Source organism: Pseudarthrobacter sp. HLT1-3, from assembly GCF_059383535.1.
The window spans coordinates 215972-231988 of record NZ_JBWZCJ010000005.1 but is presented as its reverse complement, the minus strand read 5'-3'; the positions used below and the strand labels follow the sequence as shown (position 1 = coordinate 231988).

Sequence of the window (16017 nt, the reverse complement as noted above, 5' to 3'; positions counted from 1 at the left end):
CAGGAGAGTGTTGAGTTCGGGGTTCACATACCGGGTTTAACACTCTCCGCCTCACTTTAAAAGCGTCCCCACCGTCCCAACCAATAGGAATTACTCATCTAGGCGTCGGCCGGCCAGCGAAGGAGCCTGGGGCGTTTACCGCGTGCTCGCCCGGGCGTCGGGACCCTACTCAGGACACGGCAAGGGGCCCCCGTAGGATTGGGTGGTGACTGAGACAATCCGCATCCGCCCTGCCCGCACCAGCGACGTCGCGGCGATCAAGACGCTCGTGGCGCCCCTGGCTGATCAGCGGATCCTGATGGCCAAGGAAACTGTGGCGTATTACGAAAGCCTGCAGGAATTCCGGATCGCCGAGTCCGCGGACGGCGAAGTGATCGGCTGCGGTGCGCTGCACGTTATGTGGGAGGACCTCGCTGAAGTACGCACGCTCGCAACATCGGACGCCTGGCGCGGCAGGGGCGTGGGACACCTGCTGGTCGAGCGCCTGCTGGAGGAGGCCAAAGCGCTGGGCGTCTCCCGCGTGTTCTGCCTGACCTTCGAGGTGGACTTCTTCAAAAGGCACGGCTTCGAAGTCATGGCCGACCAGACCGCCGTCGACCCCGCGGTGTATTCGGAGCTGCTCCGCTCCCATGACGAGGGAGTTGCCGAATTCCTGGACCTTGCCCGGGTAAAGCCCAACACGCTCGGCAACACCCGGATGATCAAAACCCTGTAGTTCGACGGCGTCAGGCTCGACAATGACTGTTCGACAGGGCATTTTCGACGGCTACGACGGCGCCGCGCAGGACCTGATTCGACCGCGTCTTCCCATATGTAAATCTGATGGATAAACTGACGGCGGTCCAGGGGGTGGACCCCCCGACTTCCGGAGGCAAGAAATTGCACGAGCGCGCCGTTTTTCCAGATTTCTCCGCATTCCAAATGACCATGAACGGCGCGGCTGCAGCGCACCGCGCCTCGGAACCGAACGCAGGCGAGGAGCCCGCTCAGGACCCGCCGGGCCCACCGCCGGGCCTCGTTGCGGGCCCGGCGCCCGGCCCGGCGTCCGGGACCAACCGGGGGCGGCATGCCGCGCCGCCGTTCTCCTGGCTGGGCAGCGATGCCTGGCCGAATTTCCCGTTGTCGGCGGACAAGGGTAGCTGACTTGGACTGGCAGCGTATTCCGCTCCGGGGTGTCATCGCGCGGAACCGCGTTTCCGCTGCTGAAGTCGGGAATTCGGAGCCTACCGCTGGCAGGGGCCCCGGTAGTAGGGTGAGCAAGCAAGCCAGGACACCATCCAGGGAGCACAGCCATGAAGAAGCTCATCAATGATCCCCGCGCAGTGGTTGACGAGTCAGTGGAGGGTTTCGGGCTTGCCCATGCCGACCTCGTGACCGTCTTCGCGGACCCGAAGTACATCGTGCGCAAAGACGCGCCGGTGGCAGGGAAAGTCGGACTGGTCTCCGGCGGTGGCAGCGGGCATGAGCCGCTGCACGGCGGCTACGTCGGCATCGGAATGCTCGACGCCGCAGTGCCGGGCGCCGTCTTCACCTCGCCCACACCCGACCAGATCCTTCCCGCTACTCTCGCCGTCAACTCCGGTGCCGGCGTCGTGCATATCGTGAAGAACTACACCGGCGACGTCCTCAACTTTGAGACCGCCGCCGAGCTGGCCGAGGCCGAGGGGGTGCAGATCCGCACGGTGCTGGTCAACGACGACGTCGCCGTGCAGGACTCGCTCTACACGGCCGGCCGCCGCGGCGTGGGCGGAACCGTCCTGGTGGAGAAGATCGCCGGTGCCGCCGCCGAACGGGGCGACAACCTGGACGCCGTCGCCGCGATCGGCGACCGCGTCAACCAGAACGTGCGCAGCATGGGCGTCGCGCTGACTGCCTGCACCGTCCCGCATGCCGGGTCGCCAAGCTTCGTGCTGGAGGAAAACGAGATCGAGATCGGCATCGGCATCCACGGCGAACCCGGCCGGCAGCGGATTCCGATGGAGAACGCCGATGGCATCACCGACCGGCTGCTCGAACCCGTCATCAGCGACCTGGGTGTGGCGTCCGGGGACGACGTGCTCCTGTTCGTCAACGGCATGGGCGGCACCCCGCAGAGCGAGCTCTACATCGTCTACCGCCGTGCCGCGCAACAGCTGGCCGAGAAGGGCATCACGGTGGCACGCTCGCTGGTCGGCAACTACATCACCGCGCTTGAGATGCAGGGCTGCTCCATCACCGTCCTGCGCCTCGATGACGAGCTGACTGCCCTCTGGGACGCTCCCGTGCACACGGCGGCCTTCCGCTGGGGCGTCTGACCGTGGGGCTGGACGTCAACTGGGCTGTCAGGTGGCTGACGCTCTCAGCCGAGGCCATGGCCGAGCACCGGGAAGAACTCATCGAACTGGACCGGCCGATCGGCGATTCGGACCACGGTGAGAACATGGACCGCGGCTTCAAGGCGGTGATGGCGAAGATCGCCGAAGCGCCGCCGGAAACGGCGGGGGCGGCGCTGAAGCTGACCGCCATGACGCTGATGTCCAAGGTCGGCGGGGCGGCCGGGCCGCTCTACGGCACGGCCTTCCTCCGTGCGGCCACGGCGCTGGGTGACGCGGCCGACGTCGACGCTGCCACCCTCGCCTCGGCGTTCCAGGCCGCACGGGACGGGATTGTGGCCCGTGGCAAGGCAGAATCCGGCGATAAGACGATGGTTGATGCCTGGACCCCGGCCGTTGACGCGGCCGCCGCCGCGGCCGGAGACAGCGATGTGCACAAGGTGTTGGCGGCCGCCGCGGAGGCGGCCGAAGCCGGGGCCGTCTCCACCGACCCGATGCTCGCCCGCAAGGGACGCGCCAGCTACCTGGGGGAGCGCAGTATTGGCCACCGGGATCCGGGCGCGGTGTCGACCGCCCTGATCCTGCGGGCCGCCGTCGGGGCTGCCGAATGACGGTCAAGCTCGTCGTCGTCTCCCACAGTGAAAAGATTGCCGACGGCGCCGTCGAGCTGGCCGCCCAGATGGCGCCTGACGTATTGATCCTCCCCGCCGGAGGCACCGACGACGGCCGGATTGGTACCAGCCTTGAGCGGGTCATGGCCGCGCTGGAACAGGCAGCGGACGCGAACGGCGACGGCATCGTCGTCCTGACGGACCTGGGTTCGGCCGTGATGACGGCCGAGTCCGCGGTGGAGTTCGTGGCGGATCCCTCTGCCGTGCTGCTGGCCGATGCGCCCCTCGTCGAGGGGCTGGTCGCCGCTGCCGTGGCGGCCCAGGCCGGAGCGAACGCCGAAGCCGTGAAGGAAGCCGCGGAAGCGGTGTACCGGCCGCCGGCCGCGCCGCAGCACGCGCACGAGCGCCGGCCCCCGGAGGCGACAGGGGACTTTGAACTCGTCAACCAGGCCGGGATGCATGCCCGTCCGGCGGCTAAGATTGCCGGCGGCCTGTCCGGCATGGACGCCGAGGTGACCGTCAACGGTGTCGACGGGGCCTCGATGACGGAACTGATGATGCTCGGAGCGGCCAAGGGAACGGTGCTGCACGTGGAAGCCAGCGGCCCGGACGCCGGCAAAGCCGTCGACTATCTTCGCGGACTGGTCGCGGCGGGTTTCGGCGAACCCTAGCGCACGGCTTTTATGCCGAACGGGTTCGGACCGTATCGCGGTTCAGAACGTGCTGCTTTCAGAACGTGCTGCTTTCAGTACGTACCGGCCGCAGTAAGGTCCGATGCTACCGGGGCCTGCCGGGATCCCTTCCAGGCGATCCACCCGCCGGCGACCGCCATCAGCAGGGCGCCGGCGGCCTGGGTCGGCAGGCTGCTTCCCGTCGTCGCCTGCCCGAGGACGACGCCCAGGACATAGAACAGGACGGCGCCGGACGCCCAGAGCGCCCCGGCCCAGCGCGGCAACAGGTGGGACCGCCACACGGCGATTCCCAGCAGTAGGTTGCCGAAGAAGGCGAGCAGGAGGCCCAGCAGGAACGCTGCTGTCATGGTCCCGGGGAATTCCAGTTGCATCACGTCCTGGTTTCCGGCGAGGTAGGCCTTCCCGATGGCGGGCATGGCAAAGGTGGAGATCACGGCCGGGACCAGGAGCAAGGCCGTACCGGCGGCAGCGGTGACCATTGCCGCCAGCGCCAGGCCGCCGACCCTGCTGTTCGCCAGGCAGCAGCCCAGAGCGAAGACTCCGAAGATCGCGAGGATGGTGCCGGCGGTGCTGCCCAGCAGGTGGTTCAGGTGGTACGAATCGGAGCTGACAAACCGGGCCCACGCATCCGGGTCCTTCTCCTGGTCCGGTTGCGGCTCCAGCGTGGCCCAGGCGGTGACGAGCCACGAGACGGCCAGGATCCACAACCCTGCCCGGATCCAGTGGCTGATGTTCTTGGAGTTCACTGCGTTTCCCTTTCTGCTCGCGGGCTAGCCCGCCTGCCGGAGGCCGTCGGCGTCGAGCAGCACTCCGGCCGAAATGAACCTGCCGCACTTTACGCCATACGGGTAGGCGACCCGCGGCGTGAACGTCAGCGTCCGGACTGGCAAGGGAACGCCCCCGGGGCCGGTGCCGCCCACGCTGGCCTCGATGGGGGATTCCGTGAGTGGCTCCAGCAGCAGCATCCCCGTCAGGGTGCCGTCCGGTGAGGCCGTTGCGGAACAGGGACGGTCCTTGCCGTACCCGGGTTCGCAGCCCTGATCCACCGTCGTGCTCCCCGGGAAAAGCTCGAGGTCTGCCTCGGTGCAGCGCCCGTCCTGGCAGGCTTTGAGCCGGACCGTGTTCACCGAGGCGGCGTATTCCCTCACCACGGTCAGCGCAACAACCGGTGCCTGGCCGATGTCCGGGCACGCCGTCTCTCGCTGGCACCCGGTGGCCAGGAGTGTGGTGCAAGCCAGGCCGAAGAGCGCCGTGAACGTGCGCATGTTTCAGGGTAGTTCCGGGAGGACCGGGCTGCTAGGGCCAGGCGGTGGAGTTCAGGCCGGCAGCTGGAGGCCGGCGGGATGCAGCTCCGCCAGACCGTCGCCCAACAGCCCGGCCAGCGCGCGTTCCAGCTGCTCCGGCGCCGAGTTGAGCCGGTGCAGGGCGGCCAGCGGGATCCCGATGCCGTCCGCTCCGAAACCCAGGTCCGCCGCGGCACGCTGGAACAACTCCGGGGCCACCGGCGACTCGGCCACCCGCAGCACCGCCAGCACGGCTCCCCGCACCTGACGGTCCGTTCCGTGCCACGACTGTCCCTTTGGGGTGTAGGTCGGCGGCGGCTCCCCGGCCGCGAGCCAGGCGCAGGAAGCGCTGACCGGGCATTCCGCGCACTTCGGCGACCGCGCAGTGCAGACCAGGGCGCCCAGTTCCATTACGGCGGCGTTCCAGCGGACCGAGGAAGCGGCGCCGTCCGGCAGCGCCTGTGCGGCAAGCCGCATTTCCGCGGCGGTCAGCGACTGCGACGGCAGGGCCGAGCCGGAAAACAGGCGCGCGTGCACGCGGCGGATATTCGTGTCCACCACGGTTTCGCGGCGCCCGTAGGCGAAGGCTGCGACGGCGGCCGCAGTGTAGCTGCCTACCCCGGGCAGCTCCAGCAGTTCAGCGTAGGTTCCCGGAACCTCGCCGCCGTGGTCGGAACCGATGGCGACGGCGGCGGCATGCAGCCGCAGCGCCCGGCGCGGGTAGCCCAGCCGTCCCCAGGCCCGGACGGCTTCGCCGGCGGGCTCCCCGGCCAAGGCCGCCGGCTCCGGCCAGCGCCGCAGCCATTCCTCCCAGACCGGCAGCACGCGCACCACCGGTGTCTGCTGCAGCATGATCTCGCTGACCAGCACACCCCACGGGGTGCATTCGGCAGCCCGCCACGGCAGCTCCCGGGCATTGAGCTCGAACCATCCGGCGAGGGCCTCATGCAGGGCCGCCAGCGCTGGGCCCTCGGGAAATTCTCCCGGGCGCGCGGCGGCAGGGACGGCGGGGGCATCGGCTAGAGCTTTGATGGATACAGCGTAGTGGATTCAGTTGGTGGATTTAGCCAGGGATTCAGCGTATTAGATGAGGGCCACACCGCGCCTGCGGCGTGGGAGGGCCGCATCCCCGGCGCGGTTCTCTAGCCTAGAAGGATGGGCAGGCAAGACAATTCCGGACCTCAGGGTTCCCGGCCGAAAGTTCCCGGTAGCGGCGCACCCGCGGACCGCGGCGCGGCGGGCGCAACCCCGCGCAAAACCTTGCCCAAAACCGCCAGCAAAACCCCGCGCAAACCCGCCCGCAAGCCTGCGCGGAAAACGGTCAGCCCCGTATACCGCCGCCGCCGCCTGTTCGTGGGCGCCGCCCTGCTGCTCGTGATCGCCGTCGCGTTCGGCGGATTCGCCGCCGCCTCAAACGTGCTCAACGCCGGGCAGTCCGGCTCCGGTGGCGGAGAGACTCCGTCGGGCCAGGAGACGGAAGCGGCCCCGGCCCCGGAGACGACGGCCTCGTCCACGGCTTCCCCGTCGGCATCGCCGACTGGCAACGGCTGCGAACTGAACCTCGTGACCGTCACGGCCGCCACCGACAAACCCGCCTACGCGGACGGTGAGAACCCGCTGCTTTCGCTCAAGGTGACGAACGGCAACAAAATGCCGTGCCAGGTCAACATCGGCACGTCGCAGATGGAGTTCCTGGTCACCAGCGGCTCGGACCGGATTTTCTCGTCCACTGACTGCCTAAAGGATGCCAACGACCTGGTGAAGACCATTGCGCCGGGGCAAAGCGAGACGGCCAACTTCCTTTGGGAGCGCAACCGCTCGGTCGAGGGCTGCAAGCTCATCGACGCCAAACCGGGAGCAGGCGGCGCATACTACGTCTTCACGGCCCGGCTGGCGGACAAGACCAGCCCCAAAGCGGTGTTCCAGCTCAACTAACCCCATCGGTTGCTGAGCACGCGCCGTTTTGACGGCTCAAAAGGGCGGTTGCGGAGCAGTCGACGGGGTTAATGGAGGGGTTGAGGCCGCGGGGTTGGAGCAACCAGCGGGGTTAGAGGAACCGGTCCAGCAGGCTTGCCTCGGCCATCCGGCTCAGACCCTCGCGGACCGTCCGGGCGCGCTGGTCGCCGATGCCATCCACCGTCATCAGGTCATCGATCGTGGCGGCCATCAGGAACTGCAGTCCGCCGAAGTGGTCCACGAGGCGGTCGGCGACGGCCTTCGGCACGGCTTTCAGCCCGGAAAGCAGCCGGTGTCCGCGCGGCTGGACGACGGCGTCGAGGTTGGCTTCGCCGCCGGAGAAGCCGACAATCCCGGCTATTTTGCCCAGATCGATCAGCTCCGTGGGGCCAAGGTTGACGAGCGCCTTGACGGCCTTGTCGATGTCGTCGGCGGAAGTGTCTGGCCCGGAGTAGTCGCGGATGATCACGTCGCTGCCGGGACCGCGGCCCACGGTGAGCTCGTCCAGTTGGAGGGAGAGTAAACGGCCGTCCTCGCCGAGTTCCAGCACATACTGCGAAATCTCTTCGGAGATCCGGCGGACCATTTCCTGGCGCTGCAGGGTCACGGCGACGTCGCGGACTGTCACCATGGCCTCGATTTCCAGGGCCGAGAGCGAACTGGTCACCTGGTCAAGGCGGGAACGGTAGCGCTCCAGCGTCGCGAGGGCCTGGTTGGCCCGGGCCAGGACCTTTTCCGAGCCCTCCAGGACGTGCCGCAGCCCGTTCACGTAGAGGGCGATGATCTGCATGGACTGGCTGACGGAGATGACCGGCACGCCGGTCTGAATGGCAACACGCTCCGCGGTACGGTGCCGGGTGCCGGACTCCTGGGTCTCGATGCTGGAGTCGGGGACCAGTTGAACGGCCGCGCGCAGGATGTTGCTGGCGTCCTTGTCGCAGATGATCGCCCCGTCCATTTTGGCAAGTTCCCGCAGGCGGGTGGGGGAGAAATCGATGCCGATGTCGAAGCCGCCGGAGCAGATGGACTCGATGGTCCTGTCGATGCCCAGCACAATCAGGGCGCCGGTCCGTCCGCGGAGAATACGCTCCAGGCCGTCGCGGAGGGCGGTGCCCGGTGCCACCCGGCCCAGGGTCGCCTTGAGTGAATCTTCAGGGCTCCGAGCCATAGATCTTCCCTTCAAAGGTGCAGGCCGCAGCCTGCAAGTGCGCCGGTTTCCAGTAGTTACCGGCAGGATCAAAAGTACTCGGTTGCCCGTTCTCACCATAGTAGAGGCAAAGAAGGTCAACTTCCGCACGGACAAGCCCCAAAGTGGGCCATCTGAACGTTCGCGGAACGCCTGAGGAAAGGCACTGCGGACCCTGCAGCAGAAGGGCGTTTTTGCGCCGCAGAGCTCCGGCGCCGCCCTGGCTTTCGTCCCGCATCGCGGGGGCAGCGCAGACTGGGATAAACTTGAAGCCTTGGGTGTACCGTCGGCTGCCGCCGCAGCGTATAAGCAATCACGCCCTGCAGTTCCGCAGAACCCCCCGCAGAACCACCAGCGATCCCGCCGGGCCAGCCTGATTCCCGCCGGTCCGGGACCGCAACCATCCAAAGCCGCAGCGAAAGTAGCACCGTGTCCCAAGAAGTCCTTAGCCCCGCCCGAGTCCAGGAGATTCACAAGCAGGCGGCCCGGCGTCGGACATTCGCGGTCATTTCACACCCCGACGCCGGCAAGTCAACGCTCACCGAGGCGCTCGCGCTGCACGCGAAGGTGATCGGCACTGCCGGCGCCTCCAGCGGCAAGGCCAACCGCAAGGAGACGGTGTCGGACTGGATGCAGATGGAGAAGGACCGAGGCATCTCGATCAGCTCCGCGGCGCTGCAGTTTTCCTACCGGGATACGGTGATCAACCTGCTGGACACCCCCGGCCACGCGGACTTCTCCGAGGACACTTACCGTGTGCTGGCCGCCGTCGACTGCGCCGTGATGCTGGTGGACGCCGCCAAGGGCCTGGAAACCCAGACCATGAAGCTCTTCGAGGTCTGCAAGCAGCGCAACCTGCCGATTATCACCGTGATCAACAAGTGGGACCGGCCAGGCCTTGACGCCCTGGCCCTGATGGACGAGATCACCGAGCGCACCGGGCTCCAGCCGATGCCGCTGACCTGGGCGGTGGGGATCTCCGGTGACTTCCGCGGGGTCTGGGACCTGCGCAATGACCGTTTCGCCCAGTTCCAGCGCAACAACGCCGGCGCCAAGATCGCCCTCACCGAGTACTTCACCCCGGAGCAGGCCGCGACCAGCCAGGGCGACGACTGGTCCAACGCCGTTGATGAAGCCGGGCTGGTCATCGAGTCCAATCTTGAGTTCGACGTCGATGCCTTCCACGCCGGCAAGGCCACGCCGATCCTCTTCAGCTCCGCCGCGTTGAACTTCGGTGTGAAGGAGATCCTCGACGCCCTCGTGGACTTCGCCCCGCCGGCCGCCCCGCGGCCCGACGTCGACGGCGAGGCACGGCCCGTCGATGCTCCCTTCTCGGGCTTCGTGTTCAAGGTCCAGGCCGGCATGAACAAGGCACACCGGGACCACGTCGCGTTCATCCGGGTCTGCTCCGGCATCTTCGAACGCGGCATGGTGGTGACGCAGGGCCGGACCGGCAAGTCGTTCGCCACCAAGTACGCCCAGCAGGTCTTCGGCCGGGAACGCGAGGTCATTGACGAAGCCTTCCCCGGTGACGTTGTGGGCCTGGTGAACGCGTCCTCGCTGCGGGTGGGCGACAGCCTCTTCCTCGAGCAGCCCGTGGAGTTTCCCGCCATCCCGCTCTTCGCGCCGGAGCACTTCCAGGTGGCCCGCTCCAAGGACCCGAGCCGTTTCAAGCAGTTCCGCCGCGGCATCGAACAGCTGGAGCACGAGGGTGTCATCCAGGTGCTCCGCTCGGACATCCGCGGCGACCAGGCCCCGGTGCTGGCCGCCGTCGGCCCCATGCAGTTCGAAGTTGTGGAGGACCGCATGGCGCACGATTTCAGCGCACCGATGCGGCTGGAGCGCCTGCCCTATTCCATCGCCCGGATTTCGACGGCGGACGCCATGCCGGCGCTGGCCACCGTGCCCGGCGCCGAGGTGCTGCTGCGCTCCGACGGCGAATACCTTGCCCTCTTCAACGACGTCTGGGCCCTGCGCCGGATCGAGAAGAACCACCCGGACCTGACCCTGCTGCCGATCGGCACGCACAATCCCGCGAAGTAGCGGCCCGCGGTCCTGAGCCGGACAGAAACAGCTGGGCCGCAGGTCTTCCGGAAACCCGTTCCCGCGGTATCATAAGTAACCTTGCTACTTTGCTGGTGCCGCAATTTTCGGCTTTCCGGACTGATCCGCCCGATTCCGTCGGCGGGCCCCGCACTCGAGGGACAACGAACACTCTTTGACTGACTACAACAGAAAACTCGGCATGGAAGCAGGATTCCTGCTGAGCGGGCGCTACCGGATCGAATGCCTGATTGGCAGGGGCAGCCAGTCCACCGTGTACCGCGCCCATGACGAACTCCTGCAGCGCCAGGTGGCCGTCAAGCTGTTCCGGGCCGACGCGGACGACCTTGAACACACCCGCCGGCAGGGACAGGAGATCCGCATCCTCGCCGGAATGAGCCACCATTCCCTCGTGACCCTGTTCGACGCCGGCGCTGACCTGAGCGACCCGGCCGCGCCCCTGAGTTACCTCGTGATGGAACTGGTCCGCGGGCCGGACCTCCGCAGCCGGGCCGCCCAGGGCCCGCTGTCCGCGGCGCACATGGCGGTGATCGGCCACGACCTGGCGGATGGACTCTCCTACATCCACCACCACGGCATCGTGCACCGCGATGTGAAGCCCGCCAACATCCTGCTGGTGGACTACAGCAATGACGACCGGCGCCCGCGGGCGAAACTCAGCGACTTCGGCGTGGCCATCATGACGGGCCACGGCCCGGTGGCGGACGACGGCGGAACCTCCGGGACCCCCGCGTACCTGAGCCCGGAGCAGGCTGCCGGCGAGCCGGCCGGGCCGCTGAGTGACGTGTATTCCCTGGGCCTGGTGCTGCTCGAAGGCCTGACCGGGAAGATGGCCTACCCCGGTGCGCCTGTCCAGTCCGCCGTCGCGCGGCTGCTCCACGACCCGGACATCCCCGAAGAGCTCGCCCCGATGTGGACCTCGCTGCTGACCTCGATGCTTGCCCGCGACCCGGCAGGACGCCCGGCAGCCCGGGAGGTCTCGCTTGCCCTGCGCCAGGAGGTCATCAACGGCGCCGCCCGGCACCGCCGGGGCCAGGCTTCGAGCGCGGTGGTCGAGGAAGGCCGGATGCGCGCGGTGGAACGCTACCGGATCCTCGACACCCCTTCAAACGGAGCCTTCGACCGGATCGCGGGCCTCGCGGCCCGGATGTTCTCGGTGCCCGTGGCGATCGTCAGCGTGGTGGACCATGACCGGATCTGGTTCAAGGCACATCACGGCACCGAGGTCAGCCAGATTGGCCGCGACCCGGGACTGTGCGCCTCCGCGATCCTGCAGGACGATGTCTGGGTTGTTGAGGACGCCACCAGGGATCCCCGCACCCTTGCCAACCCGCTCGTGGCGGGCGAGTTCGGCCTGCAGTTCTACGCCGGGGTCCCGCTGCGCACCCCGGACGGCTACAACCTGGGCACGTTCTGCATTCTGGACCGGGAGCCGCGGGAGTTCAGCGCCGAGGACACCCGGACGCTGGAGGACCTGGCCGCGATCGTGATGAACGACCTTGAGCTGCGGCTGCAGAGTCGGGAAGCGATCGCCGGTTAGCCGGAGCCGACGGCGGGGAAGGCCGGCCGCGCTGTCCAACGCCTGCTGTGTTTAACGCCGGCCGGCGTGCAGCGCCAGTTCCAGTTCGAACCTCGCCTGGGGGTCCTCCAGGGCGTCGCCGAACAGTTCGCGCAGCTGCGCCGCCCGGTAGCCCACGGTCTGCGGGTGGATTCCGAGCTCGGCCGCGACCGGGGCGCGCTGGCCCCAGTTCCGCAGCCAGGACAGCAATGTTTCCGCCAGCCGCTCGCGCTGGGCCGGCCGAAGCCCTTCCAGCGGCGCCAGACGGCGGCTGGCCAGTTCGGCGATCGCGACAGGCTCCGCCCCGAGGATCACTTCGGCCAGGTGCTCATCTGCCCAGATCGGCGGGTCCTCGGGACCTTCCCGGGGCGGCAGCGCCGAGGCCGCGAGCACGGCCAGTCGAAGCGAATCCGGGACCTTTCCCCAGTCCCCGGCCGGCCCCACGGCCGCTCCGCGGCCGCGCAGCGCCTTTTCCAGGTCCGCCCGTGCGGTCTTGGACTTCCGCGCCGGAACCAGGGCCACGGCGTCGGTCTCACGTTCGATGACCAGCGTCCCTGGCCCCAGCCGGACCCGCAGCCCCGCGGACCGGTCGATCGGCAGGGTCACCACCACCATCCGCTGCGGCAGGGCCCAGTCGGCCATCGTCGCCGTCTGGCGCAGGGCGGCCTCGTCCGCCTGCCCCAGCAGCAACAGGTCGAGCAGTTCGGTGCGCCGCCGGTCCACCGCGCCCGCCCGTTCCGACTGTTCGAAGGCATACGCCTCGGCACTGACGGCGGACAATTCGTCGATGTACGCGAGGATCGATTCGCCCAGGTCCACCACCACGCTCTGGCCCAGATGGTGCTCCACGGACACCCTGGACATCTCGCGGAAGGTGACGCGGGCACCCATCCGGTAGGCGCTCAGCAGCGCATCCATGCTCCGGCCCTGCCGGAACTCGCCGCTTCCCAGCCCGGCGACAAGTTGCCTGCTCTCCTCCGACAGGGCGGGCAGCCGGGTTCCGGGCAGCTGCAGGAAGCGGTCCAGTGCGGCAGCCACCCCGCGGCGCAGCCCCCGCCCGAAGCGGCCTTCGATCGGCCGGGCGTAGGCAGGCACAAGCTGCGGCACGGCGTCGATGATTGCCTCGACAATGCCGGGCATCATGGGGCGGAGCATGTCGCTGACCTCCCGCGGCAGGGCCAGCCATGGAGGGTCGTAGGCGGGGGAGGCGGAAGGGCTGGCGGGCGAGGCGTTCATGTCTGCTTCCATTAAGTTGTTGCGGGGAGACAGTTTCTTTGAGTCGATCGTATGCCTTGAATGAAGAAGTATGACCCAATCTGACATACGATTGATGAATGATCCGGCTCCGTAAGCTGGCGCGCGCCGCATCTGTACTGACCACCCCACTGGCTCCAGAAGACATTCTGTCGCTTTTCAATCCTGTGTTTTCCGCCCGCCAGTTGCGCGGCGTGGTTACCCGGGTGGTTCCAGAAACGGCCGATTCCGCCACCATTTTCTTCCGTCCTGGCCGCGGCTGGCAAGCACACCTTGCCGGCCAGTGGGCCCGTATCGGCGTCGAACTCGACGGCGTCCGCCACTGGCGGTCGTACTCGCTCAGCGCCCCCGCCGGCAAAGACCCGGCCATCACCGTCAGCGACATGGGCGCTGTCTCGGGAACCCTCGTGCGCAACACGAAGCCCGGCGACGTGCTCTTCCTCGCGCCGCCGCAGGGTGAATTCGTCCTCCCTGAGCACCCGCGGCCCCTGCTGATGCTCACGGCCGGCAGCGGAATCACCCCGGTGATGTCGATGATCCGCACGCTCGTCCCGCACCGCCCTGACTCCGACGTCGTCCTCATTCACACCGCCCGGACCCCGGAAAACGCCATCTTCCGCGAGGAACTGGCGGAACTGGCGGACCAGTTTCCCAACTTCCGGGTCACCCACTGGTTCACCGGCGAACGCGGTCGGCTGGACTTCAGCTCCGTTGCCGCGCTGGAACAGCTTTGTCCGGACTGGCGCCAGCGCGCCGCCTACGCCTGCGGCCCGGAAAGCTTCCTGGACGACGCCGAGGCGCTGTGGACGGCGGAAACCGCGACCGCCGGCACCGCCGCGGACTCGACCCTGACCATCGAACGCTTCAGCACCAAGCTGGCCGGCGGCGAGGGGCACGACGGCGGCCTGGTCACCTTCGAGGCCTCGGACCGCGAGGTCGAAGCTGACGGCGACACTTCGCTGCTCGACGTCGGCGAGGACGCCGGCGTGCTGATGCCCAGCGGTTGCCGAATGGGCATCTGCCACAGCTGCCTCACCCCACTCCGGGCCGGACAGGTTCGTGACCTGCGCACGGACGAAGTCCATGGCGAGCCCGGCCAACTTATCCAAACGTGTGTCTCGGCAGCCGCCGGACCCGTAAACCTCGACATCTGAGGAGTACCAGAGCATGACGATTGTTTCTGACAAGCCAGACGTTTCCGACGAAGGCGCTACGGCCGCCGCCTCAGGCGCCGTTTCCGCCAAGGCCCCCGCCGCCGTAAAGACGCGGCCGGGGGCGCTCGCCGAATTCGGCAGCCCGACGGTGCGGCCGCCGGCGGCCGCGCATCTCTCCGACGAGCAGGTCGCCGAGCTGGGCCGCGAACTCGACGCCATCAAGGACGATATCCTCGCCAAGCGCGGCGCGTCCGACGCCGCCTACATCCGCCGGATGATCAAGATCCAGCGCGGACTGGAGATTTCCGGCCGTGCCACGTTGCTGGTCAGCAAGCACAAGGCGGCCTGGGTTGCCGGCACCACGCTGCTGAGCTTCGCCAAGATCCTGGAAAACATGGAGCTCGGGCACAACATCCTGCACGGCCAGTGGGACTGGATGAGGGACCCGGACATCCACTCCACCACCTGGGAGTGGGACTTCGTAACCCCGTCGCGCGCCTGGCAGCACACCCACAACGACCTGCACCACCGCTGGACCAACGTCATCGGCAAGGACAACGACGTCGGATACAACCTGCTGCGGATGGACGCGGACCAGGAGTGGAAGCCCTTCAACCTGGGCAACCCGCTGTACAACGCTTTGCTGGCACCGGTCTTCGAATGGGGCATCGCGATCTACGACCTCGAACTTGAGGACTACAAGCAGGGCAAGAAGACCAAGGAGGCCCTGATGAAGGACCTCAAGGCCCTGGGCCGCAAGGTAGTCACCCAGTTCACCAAGGACTACGCCGCAACCCCCGCCGTCGCCATGCTCACCGGCTCCGGCAAGCAGGCCCTCTACGGCACCCTGACTGCCAACGCGGTGCGCAACGTCTGGGCGCACGCGGTGATCTTCTGCGGCCACTTCCCCGAGGGCGCGGACACCTTCACCGAGGAAATGGTCGAAGGCGAGACCCGCGGTGACTGGTACGTCCGGCAGATGATCGGCTCCGCCAATATCTCCGGGTCCAAGTTCATGCACCTGATGACCGGCAACCTGTCGCACCAGATCGAGCACCACCTCTTCCCGGATATTCCGTCCAACCGCTACGCCGAGGTGGCTCCCAAGGTGCAGGAAATCTGCAAGCGCTACGGACTGCCGTACACCACCGGCCCGATCTGGAAGCAGGTCGGCTCCACCTGGGCCAAGGTCTTCAAGCTCGCGCTGCCGCCCAAGAAGTCCTAAGCGCCGGGCTCAAAGCCGGTTGACTGATTAACGACAGGGGCGTCTGCCATTGGGCAGGCGCCCCTGTCGTGTGTCCGGGCTCAGGGCTTGCAGGCCACCCCAATAACGTGGGCCAGCCGCGGGTTGCCGGGGAGGACCGAAAAACCGAAGCGCTCCAGGGCCTGCACCGTGAGACCTGACCGGGCGACCATGGCGGTGGTGTTCCGGTTCGGGTGGCAGCCGCCTGCCAGCCGGCTCCACAACGGCGTGACCAGGTCTTCGGCCATGCCCAGCACGCGGTGTGCCGAGCGGACGTGCTCGTAGAACAGCAATTGGCCGCCCGGCCGCAGGACCCGTACCACCTCCGCCAGTGCAATGGACTGGTCCGCCACGCTGCACAGGACCAGGCTGGAAACGACGGCGTCCACCGAGCCGTCCGGAGCCGGCAGGGATTCGGCCACGCCGTCCGCTACGGTGACCGGCACCGGCGCCTGCCTGGCGGCGGCCAGCGCGAGCTCCCGAAGCGTGGGGTCCGGCTCGAGGGCAAGCACGCCCGTCACCGCGGGAGGATAGTGCGCGAAGCTGGCCCCGTAGCCCGCTCCGATCTCGACGACGACGCCGTGCGCCGCTGCCACGAGGCGCCGGCGGTGCTCCGCTGCCCCTCGGGCGTCCATCCGCGGCCCCACCCGTGCGAACGATTTCCCGAACGAGGGAGGGCAGGGAGTGTCCTCCGGCATGGTTTC

General features: G+C 67.8%; 15 protein-coding genes. 9 read left to right on the top strand and 6 right to left on the bottom strand.

Annotated elements, in window-relative coordinates:
- The first annotated feature begins 205 nt into the window (after positions 1–205).
- From AC50X9_RS06890 to dhaM, 4 genes are all read left to right on the top strand, one after another.
- A complete protein-coding gene (locus AC50X9_RS06890; protein WP_494891692.1) occupies positions 206–715 on the top strand; it encodes an amino-acid N-acetyltransferase in 510 nt (169 codons plus the stop codon).
- Between the two features lie 577 nt (positions 716–1292).
- A complete protein-coding gene (dhaK, locus tag AC50X9_RS06885) occupies positions 1293–2294 on the top strand; it encodes a dihydroxyacetone kinase subunit DhaK (protein ID WP_494891690.1) in 1002 nt (333 codons plus the stop codon).
- Positions 2295–2296: 2 nt separating this feature from the next.
- Entirely contained in the window at positions 2297–2923 is a 627-nt protein-coding gene (dhaL, locus tag AC50X9_RS06880) for a dihydroxyacetone kinase subunit DhaL (protein ID WP_494891688.1), read from the top strand.
- Positions 2920–3594: a dihydroxyacetone kinase phosphoryl donor subunit DhaM gene (dhaM, locus tag AC50X9_RS06875; RefSeq protein WP_494891686.1), complete on the top strand. Its 675-nt coding sequence runs from the start codon at positions 2920–2922 to the stop codon at positions 3592–3594. Before dhaL ends, dhaM begins: the two co-directional genes overlap by 4 nt.
- 74 nt (positions 3595–3668) lie before the next feature.
- Here the strand turns inward: dhaM and AC50X9_RS06870 are convergent, their stop codons facing one another.
- From AC50X9_RS06870 to AC50X9_RS06860, 3 genes are read right to left on the bottom strand one after another with little or no spacing between them, the layout of a single operon-like run.
- Positions 3669–4361, bottom strand: coding sequence for a hypothetical protein (locus tag AC50X9_RS06870; RefSeq protein WP_494891684.1), 693 nt, complete (start codon positions 4359–4361; stop codon positions 3669–3671).
- A 24-nt stretch (positions 4362–4385) separates the two neighbouring features.
- Positions 4386–4880, bottom strand: coding sequence for a hypothetical protein (locus tag AC50X9_RS06865; RefSeq protein WP_494891682.1), 495 nt, complete (start codon positions 4878–4880; stop codon positions 4386–4388).
- Positions 4881–4931: 51 nt separating this feature from the next.
- Positions 4932–5750 carry an HhH-GPD family protein gene (locus tag AC50X9_RS06860; RefSeq protein ID WP_494891680.1) on the bottom strand — a complete coding sequence of 273 codons (819 nt, stop codon included), beginning with the start codon at positions 5748–5750 and terminating at the stop codon, positions 4932–4934.
- A 303-nt stretch (positions 5751–6053) separates the two neighbouring features.
- On the opposite strand from AC50X9_RS06860, the gene AC50X9_RS06855 reads away from it, so the two are divergent.
- A complete protein-coding gene (locus tag AC50X9_RS06855) occupies positions 6054–6833 on the top strand; it encodes a hypothetical protein (RefSeq protein ID WP_494891678.1) in 780 nt (259 codons plus the stop codon).
- A 112-nt stretch (positions 6834–6945) separates the two neighbouring features.
- Here AC50X9_RS06855 and disA read toward each other — a convergent pair whose 3' ends face one another.
- Positions 6946–8022: a DNA integrity scanning diadenylate cyclase DisA gene (disA, locus tag AC50X9_RS06850; protein ID WP_494891676.1), complete on the bottom strand. Its 1077-nt coding sequence runs from the start codon at positions 8020–8022 to the stop codon at positions 6946–6948.
- A gap of 447 nt (positions 8023–8469) precedes the next feature.
- Between disA and AC50X9_RS06845 the strand changes: the two genes are divergently transcribed.
- Together AC50X9_RS06845 and AC50X9_RS06840 are read left to right on the top strand one after the other, a co-directional pair.
- Complete coding sequence (locus tag AC50X9_RS06845) at positions 8470–10083, top strand: peptide chain release factor 3 (RefSeq protein ID WP_494891674.1); 1614 nt, start codon at positions 8470–8472, stop codon at positions 10081–10083.
- Between the two features lie 202 nt (positions 10084–10285).
- Positions 10286–11644, top strand: a complete 1359-nt coding sequence (locus AC50X9_RS06840) for a GAF domain-containing serine/threonine-protein kinase (protein ID WP_494891672.1) — start codon at positions 10286–10288, stop codon at positions 11642–11644.
- Positions 11645–11695: 51 nt separating this feature from the next.
- On the opposite strand, the gene AC50X9_RS06835 is transcribed toward AC50X9_RS06840, so the two are convergent.
- The gene (locus AC50X9_RS06835; protein WP_494891670.1) at positions 11696–12898 is read right to left on the bottom strand and encodes a PucR family transcriptional regulator; all 1203 of its coding nucleotides are present in this window, start codon (positions 12896–12898) and stop codon (positions 11696–11698) included.
- Between the two features lie 98 nt (positions 12899–12996).
- Here AC50X9_RS06835 and AC50X9_RS06830 point away from each other — a divergent pair, with 98 nt between their 5' ends.
- Positions 12997–14070: a ferredoxin reductase gene (locus AC50X9_RS06830; protein WP_494891668.1), complete on the top strand. Its 1074-nt coding sequence runs from the start codon at positions 12997–12999 to the stop codon at positions 14068–14070.
- 13 nt (positions 14071–14083) lie between these two features.
- Positions 14084–15295, top strand: a complete 1212-nt coding sequence (locus AC50X9_RS06825; RefSeq protein ID WP_494891666.1) for a fatty acid desaturase family protein — start codon at positions 14084–14086, stop codon at positions 15293–15295.
- 80 nt (positions 15296–15375) lie between these two features.
- On the opposite strand, the gene AC50X9_RS06820 is transcribed toward AC50X9_RS06825, so the two are convergent.
- The gene (locus tag AC50X9_RS06820; protein WP_494891664.1) at positions 15376–16011 is read right to left on the bottom strand and encodes a class I SAM-dependent methyltransferase; all 636 of its coding nucleotides are present in this window, start codon (positions 16009–16011) and stop codon (positions 15376–15378) included.
- Positions 16012–16017: the final 6 nt, after the last annotated feature.

Coding starts and splice junctions, on each gene's coding strand:
- AC50X9_RS06835 (WP_494891670.1), bottom strand. CDS start 12,898: ATGAACGCCTCGCCCGCCAGCCCTTCCGCCTCCCCCGCCTACGACCCT.
- AC50X9_RS06865 (WP_494891682.1), bottom strand. CDS start 4,880: ATGCGCACGTTCACGGCGCTCTTCGGCCTGGCTTGCACCACACTCCTG.
- AC50X9_RS06860 (WP_494891680.1), bottom strand. CDS start 5,750: ATGCTGCAGCAGACACCGGTGGTGCGCGTGCTGCCGGTCTGGGAGGAA.
- AC50X9_RS06825 (WP_494891666.1), top strand. CDS start 14,084: ATGACGATTGTTTCTGACAAGCCAGACGTTTCCGACGAAGGCGCTACG.
- AC50X9_RS06830 (WP_494891668.1), top strand. CDS start 12,997: ATGATCCGGCTCCGTAAGCTGGCGCGCGCCGCATCTGTACTGACCACC.
- AC50X9_RS06840 (WP_494891672.1), top strand. CDS start 10,286: ATGGAAGCAGGATTCCTGCTGAGCGGGCGCTACCGGATCGAATGCCTG.
- AC50X9_RS06820 (WP_494891664.1), bottom strand. CDS start 16,011: ATGCCGGAGGACACTCCCTGCCCTCCCTCGTTCGGGAAATCGTTCGCA.
- disA (WP_494891676.1), bottom strand. CDS start 8,022: ATGGCTCGGAGCCCTGAAGATTCACTCAAGGCGACCCTGGGCCGGGTG.
- dhaM (WP_494891686.1), top strand. CDS start 2,920: ATGACGGTCAAGCTCGTCGTCGTCTCCCACAGTGAAAAGATTGCCGAC.
- AC50X9_RS06855 (WP_494891678.1), top strand. CDS start 6,054: ATGGGCAGGCAAGACAATTCCGGACCTCAGGGTTCCCGGCCGAAAGTT.
- dhaK (WP_494891690.1), top strand. CDS start 1,293: ATGAAGAAGCTCATCAATGATCCCCGCGCAGTGGTTGACGAGTCAGTG.